Raw genomic sequence first — 12,751 nt, forward strand, 5'->3', positions numbered from 1 at the left:
AAAAGCGTTGGAATCAAGAAGCCCGCCGCGTGTCGACGCGGCGGGCTTTGACGGTCGGACCGGTCAGTTGGCCGGTGCGGCAGGCACTCCGGCTGGGGCCGACGGCGCCGGCGTGGCGGGCGGTGCCGGCGGAGCCGCCGGAAGCACGCTCGGCGCCTGCGGCGAAACGCTCGCGGTTGGCGCCCTGCCCGTCGTCCCGCCCGGTCCTCCGGCATTGTCGAAGTAGCGGAAGAACTGCGAGTCCGGGCGCAGCAGCATCGTCGTGCCGCCGTTCTCCAGCGCCGTGCGATACGCCTGCATGGCGCGGTAGAACTCGAAGAACTCCGGATCGCGCTGGTAGGCGTTGGCGAAGATCGACGAACGCTCCGCCTCGCCTTCGCCCTGCAGCACCTCGGCATCGCGCCGGGCGCCCGCGACCGTCTCCGAGACCGAGCGGTCGGTCGCGGCACGGATCTCGCGCGCCGACACGCGGCCGCGGGCGCGAACCCGCTCGGCTTCGGCCAGACGCTCGGCGCGCATGCGCGCGAAGGTCTGCTGCGAGACGTCGTCGGTGAGGTCGGTGCGGCGGATGCGCACGTCCACGAGATCGATACCGAGCTGCGTGGCATCGGGGCGGATCTGGTCGCGAACCTCGACCATCATCTGCGCCCGCTCCTCGGACAGCGCCGATTCGAAGTTGCGCAGACCGTAGACCCGGCGCACGGCCGCGTCGAAGCGGTTGCGCAGACGCTGCTCGGCCTGATCCACCGAGCCCGACACGGCTTGGCGGAAGCGGGCCGCGTCGTTGATGCGGTACACGAGGAAGGCGTCGACGATGTAGAAGGCGCCGCCCGAGACCTGGACGCGCATGTTGTCGAGGTCGAGGCGCAGGAGCCGGTTCGGCAGGACCTGGATGTTGTCGGCGCCCGCGAAGTTCAGCGGCAGCTTGAAGTAGAGGCCGGGCTCGGTGACGACACGCTGGATCTGGCCGAAGCGCGTGACGACGGCCTGGTTGCCCTCGCGCACGATGAAGACCGAGTTGTAGAGGACGAACAGCGCGGCGAGGACGACCGCGAGCGAAGCGTAGACGCGGTTGCTCATCGGCCGGTCCCCTGGATGCTGGACAGGTTGGTGCCCTGCACGTTGCCGTTCTGGGCCGGCACCGGCACGCTGGAATCGGGCGTGTTGGTGTTGCTCGGCTGGATGGTGCGCGTGCCGCCGACGCCGTTGGGTCCCTGCGCGCCGGGGCGCGGCAGCTCGTTCAGCGGCAGGTAGGGCACGACGCCCTGTCCGCCGCCCGCCTGCGGGTCCATGATGACCTTGGACGAAGCCCCGAGCACGCCTTCCATCGTCTCGAAGTAGAGACGCTGGCGGGTGATCTCCGGTGCCTTCTCGTATTCGCCGAGGATGGCGGTGAAGCGCTGCGATTCGCCCTCAGCCTCCTGCACCACACGGTTCTTGTAGGCGGCGGCGTCCTCGCGGATCTGCACCGCCTCGCCCTGCGCCCGGCCGAGCTGCTCGTTCTGGTAGCGGCGCGCCTCGTCGACGAACTGCGCCTCGTTCTGCTCAGCGCGCTGCACCTCCTCGAAGGCGTCGGCGACGTCGGACGGGGGCGCGGCGTCCTGGATGGTGATGGCGTTGACCTGAAGGCCGGCGCCATAGGTGTTGAGGGTGTCCTGCGTGATCGCGCGGACCTGCTCGGCGATGCCCGCGCGGTCGTCGCGGAAGATGTCCTCGACCGGACGACGGCCGACGACCTCGCGCATGGCGCTCTCGGCCACCTGGCGCAGCAGCGCCGGCGGGTCCTGGACGTTGAACAGGAAGCTCGTGGGGCTCGCGACCTGGTAGTTCACGGTGAACTGCACGTCGACGATATTCTGGTCGCCCGACAGCATCAGGCCGGAGCCCTCGCCGCCCTGGTTGGAGCCGATCACCATCTGGCTTTCGGACGTCTTGACCGTCTCGACCGTCTCGAACGGCCAGAGGACGAAGTGAAGGCCGGGCTCGGACAGCTGCTCGTTCGGCTTGCCGAACAAGAGCTCGACGCCGCGCTCGTCCGGCTGCACCGTGTAGACCGCGTTCAGGAGCCAGACCACCGCAAGACCCGCGACCGCGAGGCCGGCGATCGCCGCACTGCCGCCGGCGCCCTGGCCGCGACCGCCGCCGCCGCCCGGCATCGCGCGGCGCAGGCGGTCCTGGCCCCGACGCAGGATGTCCTCGAGATCAGGCGAGTTGTTGTTGCCGCCGGGGCGCGGTCCTTGCGGTCCCTGCCCCCAAGGGCCGCCGCCGCCGCCGCCTTTCCAGCCGCCGTTCCCCGTCTGATTGCTCCAGGGCATGGATGTCCTTCCGTCCGAACTTTTCGCGCGCGCCCCGGAAATCCGGCACATCGCGTCGTCAACTCCTTATAGGAACCGCAAAATCGCGTTTCAACGCGCGTCACGGGCGAATGATCGCGAGCTCTCCTGCCATGGTTAGCGCGGCGAGGACGCCCGCTCCCACCGCTCGTAGCGCGTCGGCGCGCTGTCGCGCGGGTCGGCGGCGCCGTTCTCCTCTGCCACCAGCCGGAAACCGGCGGCGGCAAGGTCGGGAAAGAAGGCGTCTCCCGGCGGCTCGGCTTCGATCACCGTCCGCTCGACGCGGGTCGTCCGGGACAGGAACGCGCGGTAGATCTCGGCGCCGCCCGCGATCACGATTTCGTTCGCGCCGCGGCGATCCGCCGCTCGCGCCGCCAGCGCCACCGCCTCGTCCGGGGACTTGGCCAGAATCGCCCCCTCGAACGGCAGGGCGGACGCGCGGGTGAGAACGATCGTGTCGCGCCCCGGCAGGACGCGGCCGATCGATTCGAGCGTGCGCCGCCCCATGATCATCGGCTTGCCCATGGTGAGCGCGCGGTAGCGCTTCAGGTCGGACGGCACCGACCAGGGCATTCCCCCAACATGACCGATCACGCCGTTGGCGGCGGTCGCGACCACGGCCACGAGAGGAAGCGTGCTCATCTCGCTCCTCTCAGACCGCGACGGGCGCGGCGATATGGCCGTGCGCCTCGTAGCCCTCGATCGCGATGTCCTCGAAGCGGAAGGCAAAGAGGTCGGTGACGTCCGGGTTCAGGTGCAGGCGCGGCAGCGGCAGGGGGTCGCGCGTCAGCTGCAGGCGGGCCTGCTCGAGGTGGTTGTGATAGAGATGCGCGTCGCCGAGCGTGTGGACGAAGTCGCCGGGCTCCAGCCCCGTGACCTGCGCCACCATGTGCGTTAGGAGCGCGTAGGACGCGATGTTGAACGGCACGCCGAGGAAGATGTCGCCGGATCGCTGGTAGAGCTGGCAGGACAGGCGCCCGTTCGAGACGTAGAACTGGAAGAGGCAGTGGCAAGGCGGCAGCGCCATCTCGTCCACCATCGCCGGGTTCCAGGCCGAGACGATGAGGCGGCGCGAGTTCGGGTTCTTGCGAATCTGGTCGACCACGTTCGCGATCTGGTCGATGTGCCCGCCCCGCCCGTCCGGCCAGGAGCGCCACTGCGAGCCGTAGACGGGACCGAGATCGCCGTTCTCGTCGGCCCACTCGTCCCAGATGCGCACGCCGTTGTCCCTGAGATAGGCGATGTTGGTCTCGCCCTTCAGGAACCAGAGAAGCTCGTGAATGATCGAGCGAAGGTGCAGGCGCTTGGTGGTGACGAGCGGAAACCCTTCGGCCAGATCGAAACGCATCTGATGGCCGAAGACGCCGCGGGTGCCGGTGCCGGTGCGGTCGCCGCGGTCCGTGCCCTCGTTCAGCGCGCGGGCGAGAAGGTCGAGATAGGCGCGCATCGGCACTCCGGGGTCGCAATCACCGCCCGATGGATCGACCCTTTGCGGCGCGGAGTCGAGTCCCTTCCGCGTCCTCGCCCGTATCAGCCATCAAAACGGATTTCCCGTCTTTTCAGCGGAACGCCAAGCCCCTATATTCAAGGTGCTGGGGCTTGCTCCGGCTATGGCGATAAACGGCCGATGGAATAAACCTTTCGGACCCGGGGGCGGTACCCGGCGCCTCCACCTGAGCCCAGCCTCGAGCGCTGGTCTGAGGCGGGGGCGAAATAGGATCGACGAGGGTGTAAAGATCGTTCTTTCGCTCGGCATTGTACCACCGTTATCGGGCTGAAAAAGTAGTTGCCAACGACAACTATGCGGAAGTCCGTCTCGCCGCTTAACGCGGTGCGATAGCTTCAAATCAAGCCCTGAGGGTTCGCACTTTCAGGCGGGGCTCGGAGGTGCCTGGCAACAGAAACCTCCACTTCCTTTCGGGCCCCGTCGCCCGCAGTCGAGCGTTGCGAATTCAGGACCACCGATGGGCCAGGACCTTATCCGATACGATGTTCTGGCGCAGGATGCCCTGCGCGGTGTGATACGCAAGGTGCTGGGCGAGGTCGTCAAGACCGGCCTGCCGGGCGAACATCACTTCTTCATCACCTTCCTGACCTCGGCGCCCGGCGTGCGCCTGTCGTCGCGCCTGCGCGAGAAGTACCCGGAGCTGATGACCATCGTCATCCAGCACCAGTACTGGGACCTCACGGTCAACGACAACGCGTTCGAGGTCGGGCTGTCCTTCTCCGACATTCCCGAGCGCCTGCTGATCCCCTATTCCGCGATCCGCGGCTTCTACGATCCGGCCGTGAATTTCGAGCTCGAGTTCGACGTCCGCGACATGGACGCCGCCAACTCGCAGGACGAGACGGGTACCACCGCCCCCACGGCCCTGGCTCCGGTGTCGCCGAACGCGACCGCCGTGAAGCCGCTGCCGACCAAGGCCGCCCCCGCCGCCAAGCTGCCGGCCAAGCCGTCGAAGGAGGCGAAGACCGAAACCGGCGACGCCGCTGCCGCGGACGAGAAGGAACAGGCCGAGAAGGCCTCGGCCGACGTCGTGTCGCTGGACGCCTTCCGCAAGAAGCCCTGACGCCTTGGGCGACGTGATCAACCTCCGCCTCGCCAGCAAGCGCGCCGCGCGCGCGGCCGAGGGGCAGGCGGCGGAGCGCAATCGCGCTCGCCACGGGATCGCCAAGCCCGAGCGAGAAGCGGCCCGCCGTGAGGCCGAACGGACCGAGCGACTGCTCGACGGCGCGCGGCGCGACCTCTCTGCCGGGAACAATCACGAGACGGACGACCCGTCCGCGCGATGACCGAAAAGCGCTCGCTGTCGATCCGGGGACACCGGACCTCGATCAGCCTCGAGGACGCCTTCTGGTCGGAACTTCGCGCCATCGCGGCCCGCCGCCACACCAGCCTCGCCGCCCTGATCGCCGAGATCGACGCCGAGCGGGCGCCGGACACCAACCTCTCCTCGGCGATCCGCCTCCGCGTGCTGGCGGACGCGCTGTCTCGCGCAAAGGCCGACGCCTGAACGGCGACGGATCGCTATTCCCGTCGACCCTTGATTCAGTCAGCGCCGCGTGCGGTCGACAGGTCGGGCGCCGGTCCCGCTGAGGCTTCGGAGCGGCGCCCGGCCTTCTTCCCTGTAGATCGCCCGATGCCGAACGAGCGCGGATGGTGCCCGCGCAGGCTCAAGAGCTGCACGCCGAAGGCACACGAGGCGTCGTCCATCGATGCGCTGGACGGCCGCTGCCGTCCGGTCGAGCCACGGGCGATCCGGCCACACGGCTGGACTTCGGGAGCCAGCGGCCATGGCTGCCCATCCTTGCCACTCCGACAGACCCGGTTGGCTTGAGGGTCGCCGTCCCCCTCTTCATGGCAGGCGCCGGGCCGTCATCCGAGTTTACCAACGGCACGAGACGGCGGGCGGCGGATCGCCGACGCGAAAGCCCGCCATCGATCAGAAGCCAGATCGGCAGGCACGACGATTCGACGGGGGATCGGTGAAGAGGAATTCGTTTCCCGAAGGCGGATGTCGCTCTTTCCAGTCCACGGCAAGCGCCTTCGACCGGGTCGGATGGTCGGCACGGAGGTGATCTCGTCTCGTGGCGAGGCGCGGAGGAGGGAGCGATGCCGTCCCATCGGGACCGCCGAGCAAAGCCGGAGCGAAGCGAGAGCGCCCCGCCGCGCAGGCGGGCGTCCGAAAGATGACCACGACCGTTCAACCCGATCGGACAGTGCCTAGAAGCCGTTGGGGTTGGATACGCCCGGCAGGCCGCCGAAACCGGCGGCGGGCGCTGCGGCGGGCGGCGGCAGGGGTTGCAGCTCGAAATCGGACGGCGGAGGCCGGGACGTCGGCGGTGCGGGGGGAAGCGCCTCCCGGGCCGCCTGCGCCGCGGCGGCGCGCGCCGCCTCCTCGCGCGCGGTGGCCTCTCGTGCCGCTTCGGCCCGGCGCGCGGCTTCGGCCTCGGCCTCGCGCCGCGCGGCCGCCTCACGCTCGCGCGCGGCGCGCTCGGCTTCCTGCCGAGCCGCCTCCTCGCGAGCGGCGGCCTCCTCTGCCTCGCGCTCCCGGCGGAAGGTCTCGCGCACCGTCTCGCGCTCGCGATAGACCCGCGCCTCGCGCCGCAGCCGGACGGTCTCGCGCAGGTCGTCCTCGATCGCCTCGATCCGCTCCTCCTCGCGCCGGGCACCAAGCGCCGAAAGATAGGTCGAGAGCGGCCGGATGTTCGCCTCGACGGTCGGCTCGGCGAGAGGGCCGGCGATGCGGTAGCCGACGCTCGGCGGCGCATCCGCGATCGCGTCGTCGGCGGGGGGAACGAGCGCGAGCACGAGACCGGCGTCAACGCGCTGCGAGCGGAGGTCGAACGCCGCCGTCCCCTCCAGCGACGCACCGTCGAAGGCATGTCGGACCGGCGCGGTGCGCAGCACGCCCGCCCCCATCGTCCAGTCGGCAGAGAGCGTTCCGAGCGACGCGCTCGAACCTTGCGACAACCGGTCGACCAGGGCGGCGACCGCCGGCTCGCCGGTCTCGAACCCTTCGGCCTCCGACGCTTCGAGGACGGGCGGCAGGAGATCGGGTCGAACGCCGGCAAGGCGCGCGCCCTCGACGCTCATGCGGCCGCGTCCGTCGAGCGAGGCGAAGAGCGCCGGCCAGTTTTCGCCGCCGCCGGACGCCGCGCCCGAAAGGTCGAGACGGCCGGCGAAGACGCCGTTCGCGGTTTCGATCGGCTGGCCGCCGAGACGCATGTCGAGCCGGGTCGACAGGATGCCTGCCGCATTGCGAACCTCGCCGGAGCCCGTCAGCTGGCCGCCCGCAGCCGTCTCGGCGGCAAGGCCGGACAAGGCGAGGCGTGTTCCGTCGCCAGCCACGTCGGCCGTGACGTCGGACAGCGACAGCCCGAGCCCGGACGCTCGGGCCACCGTGGCGGCGATCTGGAACTCGCGCGCCGGCAGGAGCGGCGAGGCGAAGGGCGTCGGCACATCGCCGGCCGAGGCGTCGGCCAAGTCGACCCCCGCCACGAGCGTTCCCATCCAGTCCAGCGACAGCGTGGACACGTCGAGCGTGCCGGAGACGGGCGCGCCCTTCGGGGCCGACAGGGCGCCCGCGACCTGCGAGCCGTCGATCGTCGCGGCAAGGTCGCGGAGCGTCCAGCCGCCGTCCGCCCAGGAGAGCCGCGCCGTGCCGGATGCCGGCAGGCCCTCCAGCGGCTGGCCGAAGGCGAGACCGAGGCGCGTCGCCCAAGGGGCCGCATCTTCGCTCGCCAAGCGCAGCGACAGGTCGGCCGACTGCAGGCCCTCGGCGCCGATCGTCGCCGTCCCATCCGCCGAGGCCTCGCTGCCGGTGGAGCGGAGGGTCAGCGACACGTCGGCCGCAGCGCCCGGCATGCCCGAGGCTGTGAGTTTCACATCGAGCGGCACCGTCGCGCCGATCGGCAAGGAGGACAGGCCCGCCTGCGCCAGGAGCCGGTCCGCATCGGCCTGGGCGAGCGACAGGTCGAGGCCGAAGCGCCCGTTGCGCTGGGTGGCGGCGAGCCCGTTCTCGATCGCAAGCCGCAGCGCGACCTCGGTGCCTCCGGCGCGTCCCGACAGGTCGAGCGCGAGATCGTCGCGGTTGGCGCCTTGCGAGGCGGCCGTGCCCCCGAGCGTCAGCGGGCCGAGCGTCGGCGCGCGGCGTGACAGCGTTGCGGCGAGCGGGCTGTCCGGCAGGCGGCGGCGCAGGAACTCGGCAAGGCCCGAGGGGTCGTCGGCCGAGATCTCGAGGCTGAGATCGGGCCGCAGCGTCCCGAACGGGTCGAGAAGGGTTCCTTCGAGATGGATGTCGGCGCCCGCAAAATCGCGCGCGTCGAACGCTGCGATGTCGACGAGGCCGCGGTCGAGCGAAAGGTCGGCATCGAGCCCGGCGGCCTGGAAGTCGCCGAACCGGGCGGCGCCGGTGGAGAACTGCACCTCGAAGCGTTCGCCCTCGCGCGGCGCGCCCTCGCGCAAGGCGAGAAGCCGCGCGAGCGCCGCCACCGGCTCGAGGTCGACGCCCTCGCCCGTCAGATCGATCGCGGTGTTGCGGCCTTCCGGTCGGACGGCGCGGCGGATCGAGCCCTTCAGGCCCTGTCCGTCGAGATCGATCTCGAGCGCGTCGAAGCGCTGGTCGGTCGGCGTCAGCTCGACATTGGCGGAAAAGCCCGCCCGCTGGAGGCGCGCGAGCGCCGGGTCGGACACGCCGGCCGCCCAGCCGAGGAATGCGGCCGGCTGGCGCGCGGCGACGAGCAGGTCGCCCCGGAAGCCGGGCTCGTCGTCGGTGCGCAGGACACCCGAGGCCTCCACCAGCGTGCGGCCGGGCAGTTCGGCCGAGAGCGACTGGAGAGACCAGCCCTCGGTCGCGGGCGAGCCGGCCAGCGAGACGTTGCGGATCGTCGTGTCGCCGACGGTCACGAGCGGCAAGGCGAGGCGCACGCGCCCCGGCATGCGCGGCGTCGGCAGCCGCGCGAGGGCCGCGCGCAAGGCCTCGATCCGGGCCGCCAGTCCCGGCGCCTCACCGCTCGGGGCGGCGGGCGGCGCGATGCGATCGACGTCGATCGCCTGACCGTCGAGCTGCAGGTCGAAGCGCGGGATCGTGCCGATGTCGATCAGCGCCGAGCCGGTCGCGACATAGGGCTGCTGCGGATCGCCGACCTCGGCCCTGAGGTCGCTCGCGCGCAGCGAGGTCGGCGTCAGGTCGAGCCGGGCGGTCATGCGCGAGGGCGGCAAGATCGCCGTCGGCTTTCCGTCGCGGCTCGCCGCCGGGTCGATCGGGCTCGAGACGCTGAGCGTGCCGCCGGCCAGCGGCTCGCCGTCGATCGTCGACACGATCGCATCGAAGGCGGCGCGCGCGTCGAGCCGCTGCGAATCGATCGTTAGGCGGGCGGCGAGCCGCCCCTCCCCGGCCCCCGTGCCGGTCGAAAGCGAGACGGCCAGGGGCTCGCCGTCGGCGAGCAGCGTCGCGCTGCCGGCAAAGGGCCCGCGCAGCGACTGCGCCGAGAGGATGCCGTTGACGTCGGTCAGCGCGATGCGACGCCCCGAGCGGCGGTCGGAGAGAAGCGCCGAACCGTCGGCCACCACGATCCGCTCCAGCACCACCGTTTCGCGCGGCGGCGCGGCGCCGGGCCCGACCGGCCAGCGGATCGCGCCGTCGGGCTCGACCGGGAGACTCAGCGCCGGGCCGTCGATCTGCATGTCGAAGATGCGGATCTCGCCCGACAGGTAGGGCGCCAGCTCGGCGTCCATGCGGAAGGCGCGCGCCGTCAGCACCGGGTCGGCCGGATCGTCGCCAACGACGACGTCGGTGAAGAACAGGGACGGGAACGGGAGGAGCCGGGCCGAGGCCGTGCCGCGCACCGCGACGCGCTGCCCGAGAATGCGCGACGCCTCGGCCTCGAAGCTCGCGCGGTAGGTCGTCCAGTCGATGAAGGACGGGCCGACGAGAAGCGCGAGGAGGACGACCACGAGAAGGCCGCCCAGCGCGATGAAGAGCTTCATGCGTCATGCCTCCTTCCCACGAGCGCGCGTCCGGCCGCCCGAGCGGCGGCGCCGTTCCTCGTTCTTGCGGCATAAGCCGCGGAAAGAGCAAGGCGGCCGGCGCCACAGACCACGGGAAAGGCAGCCCTTGGCGACGGTGGCGTCTTGATCCCCTGTTCCCCTAGTGTTCCCCGCGAAATCGATTAAGTAGGGGCGATGGACGAGACACGTGATCCGAACGCCGCCCCCGCAGGCCGGCCGAAGGGCGGCATTGCCGCGCGCGCGCTGGCCGCACGCGGCGGGCTGGTCGCGCCGAACGCGGCCGAATACCTTGCGGGGCTGAACCCCGAGCAGCGCGCCGCGGTCGAGACGACCGAGGGTCCGGTGCTGGTGCTGGCGGGCGCGGGCACCGGCAAGACACGTGTCCTGACGACCCGCATCGCCCATATCCTGGCGACCCGCCGCGCCTTTCCGTCGCAGATCCTCGCGGTGACCTTCACCAACAAGGCCGCGCGCGAGATGAAAACGCGAATCGGCCATCTCGTCGGCGGCGAGGTGGAGGGCATGCCTTGGCTCGGCACCTTCCACTCGATCGGCGTCAAGATCCTGCGGCGCCATGCCGAGCTGGTGAACCTCAAGTCGAACTTCACCATCCTCGACACCGACGACCAGATCCGCCTGATCAAGCAGTTGATCCAGGCCGAGAACCTCGACGACAAGCGCTGGCCGGCGCGCACCTTCGCCAACCTGATGGACGGCTGGAAGAACAAGGGCCTGACGCCGGACAAGATCCCGGAAGGCGACGCGCGGGCGTTTGCCAACGGCAAGGGGCGCGAGCTCTACCGCGCCTATCAGGACCGCCTCGTCAGCCTCAACGCCGCCGATTTCGGCGATCTCCTGATGCACCCGATCGCGATCTTCCAGAACCATCCGGACGTGCTCGCCGACTATCACAAGCGCTTCCGCTACATCCTCGTCGACGAGTACCAGGACACCAACGTCGCGCAGTATCTCTGGCTGCGCCTCCTCGCCCAGCATTCCGCGGTGCGCGCCGAGGCCGGCCAGGACAAGGTGAACGTCTGCTGCGTCGGCGACGACGACCAGTCGATCTACGGCTGGCGCGGCGCGGAGGTCGACAACATCCTGCGCTTCGAGCGCGACTTTCCCGGCGCGACCGTGATCCGGCTGGAGCGCAACTACCGCTCCACCGAGCATATCCTCGGAGCGGCGGCCGGCCTCATCGCCAACAACGAGGACCGGCTCGGCAAGACGCTCTTCACGGACCTGCGCGATCCCGAGCACGAGAAGGTGACGGTTAACGCCGGCTGGGACTCGGAAGAGGAAGCGCGCGCCATCGGCGAGGAGATCGAGCAGCTCCAGCGCAAGGGCCTGAAGCTCAACGACATGGCGATCCTGGTGCGCGCCTCGTTCCAGATGCGCGAGTTCGAGGACCGCTTCGTCACGCTGGGCCTCAACTACCGCGTCATCGGCGGCCCGCGGTTCTACGAGCGGCAGGAGATCCGCGACGCGCTAGCCTATTTCCGATGCGTCTGCCAGCCGGCCGACGACCTCGCCTTCGAGCGGATCGTCAACACGCCGAAACGCGGTCTCGGCGACGCCGCGATCCGCCTCCTGCACGACTACGCCCGCGCCAAGGGCCTGCCGCTCATCGCGGCGGCGGCCGACATCGTGCAAGGGGACGAGTTGAAGCCGCGCCCGCGCGCCGCGCTTGCCGACGTCGTGCGCAACTTCGAGCGCTGGTCGGGGCTCCTCTCCACCATGCGCCACACCGATCTCGGCGAGATGATCCTCGACGAGTCCGGCTATACCGAGATGTGGCAGGCCGACCGCTCGGCCGAGGCGCCGGGGCGGCTGGAGAACCTCAAGGAGCTCATCCGCTCCATGGACGACTACGAGAGCCTGCCGGGCTTTCTGGAGCATATCGCCCTCGTCATGGACGCCGAGCAGAACGCCGAGACCGACGCCGTCTCGATCATGACGCTGCATTCGGCCAAGGGGCTGGAGTTCGAGACCGTGTTCCTCCCCGGCTGGGAGGAGGGTCTCTTCCCGCACCAGCGCTCGCTCGACGAGGGCGGGCGTTCGGGTCTGGAGGAGGAACGGCGCCTCGCCTATGTCGGCATCACGCGCGGCAAGCGGCGGGTGAAGATCTGGTTCGTCTCGAACCGGCGCATCCACGGCATGTGGCAGTCGACGATCCCGTCGCGCTTTCTCGACGAACTGCCCGAGGAGCATGTCGAGGTGATGGAAGCCTCCGCCTCCTACGGCGGCTACGGTGCCGGCGGCATGGGCGGCTACGGCGCTTCGCGCTGGGACGGCAATGCCTTCTCGACCTCGTCCTACGGCACGCCCGGCTGGCGGCGTGCGCAGGCGTCGGGCGGGGCCGGCGGCTATGCCGGAGGGCGCGGCCGCGCGATCGAATACGGCGAGGGCGGCGTCTCGGGCTCGGACACGCGCTCGCGCGCGGCGGCGACCGCCGACAAGTACATCGCGCGCGACGGCGCAGGCGGTCGGTCGCCCGGCAGCGTCGAGGAGGCACCGGCGAACGGGCCCGACCGGTCGGGCTTTGCGGGCCGGCTGACCGACCCGTTCTCCGCCAACCGGTCGCGCGGCGCCAACCAGCCCCCGCGAAAGGGCGGCGGTCTCTACTCCTCTGCACGCGCCGGCGGCCCGCGCGAGATCGAGGGTACCCTCGTCGCCAAGTCGGTCGCCGACGAGCCGAGCCGGTTCTCGGTGGGTGACCGCGTCTTCCACATCAAGTTCGGCGGGGGCACGGTGGCGCTTGTCGAAGGCAACAAGCTGACGGTGGACTTCGACCGCGCCGGACAGAAGCGGGTGCTCGACGGGTTCGTGGAGCCGGCCTGAGCGCCCCGCTCATCCGGGTGCTGCAAGCGCGCGGCAGTTCGATCTGATCGCATGACGGGGCCAA

Annotated in this window: 9 protein-coding genes and 1 other RNA gene; 5 read left to right on the plus strand and 5 right to left on the minus strand. The window is 70.5% G+C overall.

The window, feature by feature from the left end:
• Window positions 1–63: 63 nt before the first annotated feature.
• The 4 genes from ASF65_RS15375 to ASF65_RS15390 form a co-directional block, all read right to left on the minus strand.
• Window positions 64–1,080 (minus strand): protease modulator HflC, encoded by a 1,017-nt coding sequence (locus tag ASF65_RS15375; protein ID WP_055890892.1) that lies wholly within the window; start codon window positions 1,078–1,080, stop codon window positions 64–66.
• Complete coding sequence (gene hflK / locus ASF65_RS15380) at window positions 1,077–2,315, minus strand: FtsH protease activity modulator HflK (protein ID WP_082505690.1); 1,239 nt, start codon at window positions 2,313–2,315, stop codon at window positions 1,077–1,079. The genes ASF65_RS15375 and hflK overlap by 4 nt, the downstream gene beginning before the upstream one ends.
• A gap of 135 nt (window positions 2,316–2,450) precedes the next feature.
• Window positions 2,451–2,975, minus strand: coding sequence for a dihydrofolate reductase (locus tag ASF65_RS15385; protein WP_055890895.1), 525 nt, complete (start codon window positions 2,973–2,975; stop codon window positions 2,451–2,453).
• 10 nt (window positions 2,976–2,985) lie between these two features.
• Complete coding sequence (locus tag ASF65_RS15390) at window positions 2,986–3,780, minus strand: thymidylate synthase (RefSeq protein ID WP_055890898.1); 795 nt, start codon at window positions 3,778–3,780, stop codon at window positions 2,986–2,988.
• 105 nt (window positions 3,781–3,885) lie between these two features.
• Here ASF65_RS15390 and ssrA point away from each other — a divergent pair.
• From ssrA to ASF65_RS15405, 4 genes are all read left to right on the plus strand, one after another.
• Window positions 3,886–4,245: a transfer-messenger RNA gene (gene ssrA / locus ASF65_RS21020) on the plus strand.
• Window positions 4,246–4,297: 52 nt separating this feature from the next.
• Window positions 4,298–4,903 carry an SspB family protein gene (locus ASF65_RS15395; protein WP_055890901.1) on the plus strand — a complete coding sequence of 202 codons (606 nt, stop codon included), beginning with the start codon at window positions 4,298–4,300 and terminating at the stop codon, window positions 4,901–4,903.
• A 13-nt stretch (window positions 4,904–4,916) separates the two neighbouring features.
• Window positions 4,917–5,126, plus strand: a complete 210-nt coding sequence (locus ASF65_RS15400; RefSeq protein WP_244486765.1) for a DUF4169 family protein — start codon at window positions 4,917–4,919, stop codon at window positions 5,124–5,126.
• The gene (locus ASF65_RS15405) at window positions 5,123–5,347 is read left to right on the plus strand and encodes a ribbon-helix-helix domain-containing protein (RefSeq protein WP_055890905.1); all 225 of its coding nucleotides are present in this window, start codon (window positions 5,123–5,125) and stop codon (window positions 5,345–5,347) included. Before ASF65_RS15400 ends, ASF65_RS15405 begins: the two co-directional genes overlap by 4 nt.
• Window positions 5,348–6,057: 710 nt before the next feature.
• Here the strand turns inward: ASF65_RS15405 and ASF65_RS15410 are convergent.
• Window positions 6,058–9,825, minus strand: a complete 3,768-nt coding sequence (locus tag ASF65_RS15410) for an AsmA-like C-terminal region-containing protein (protein ID WP_055890909.1) — start codon at window positions 9,823–9,825, stop codon at window positions 6,058–6,060.
• A 195-nt stretch (window positions 9,826–10,020) separates the two neighbouring features.
• Between ASF65_RS15410 and ASF65_RS15415 the strand changes: the two genes are divergently transcribed.
• On the plus strand, window positions 10,021–12,687 hold the full coding sequence (locus ASF65_RS15415) for a UvrD-helicase domain-containing protein (RefSeq protein ID WP_055890912.1): 2,667 nt from the start codon (window positions 10,021–10,023) through the stop codon (window positions 12,685–12,687).
• The last annotated feature ends 64 nt before the right edge of the window (window positions 12,688–12,751 follow it).

It is taken from the genome of Aureimonas sp. Leaf324, from assembly GCF_001423245.1.
Lineage (GTDB): Bacteria > Pseudomonadota > Alphaproteobacteria > Rhizobiales > Rhizobiaceae > Aureimonas.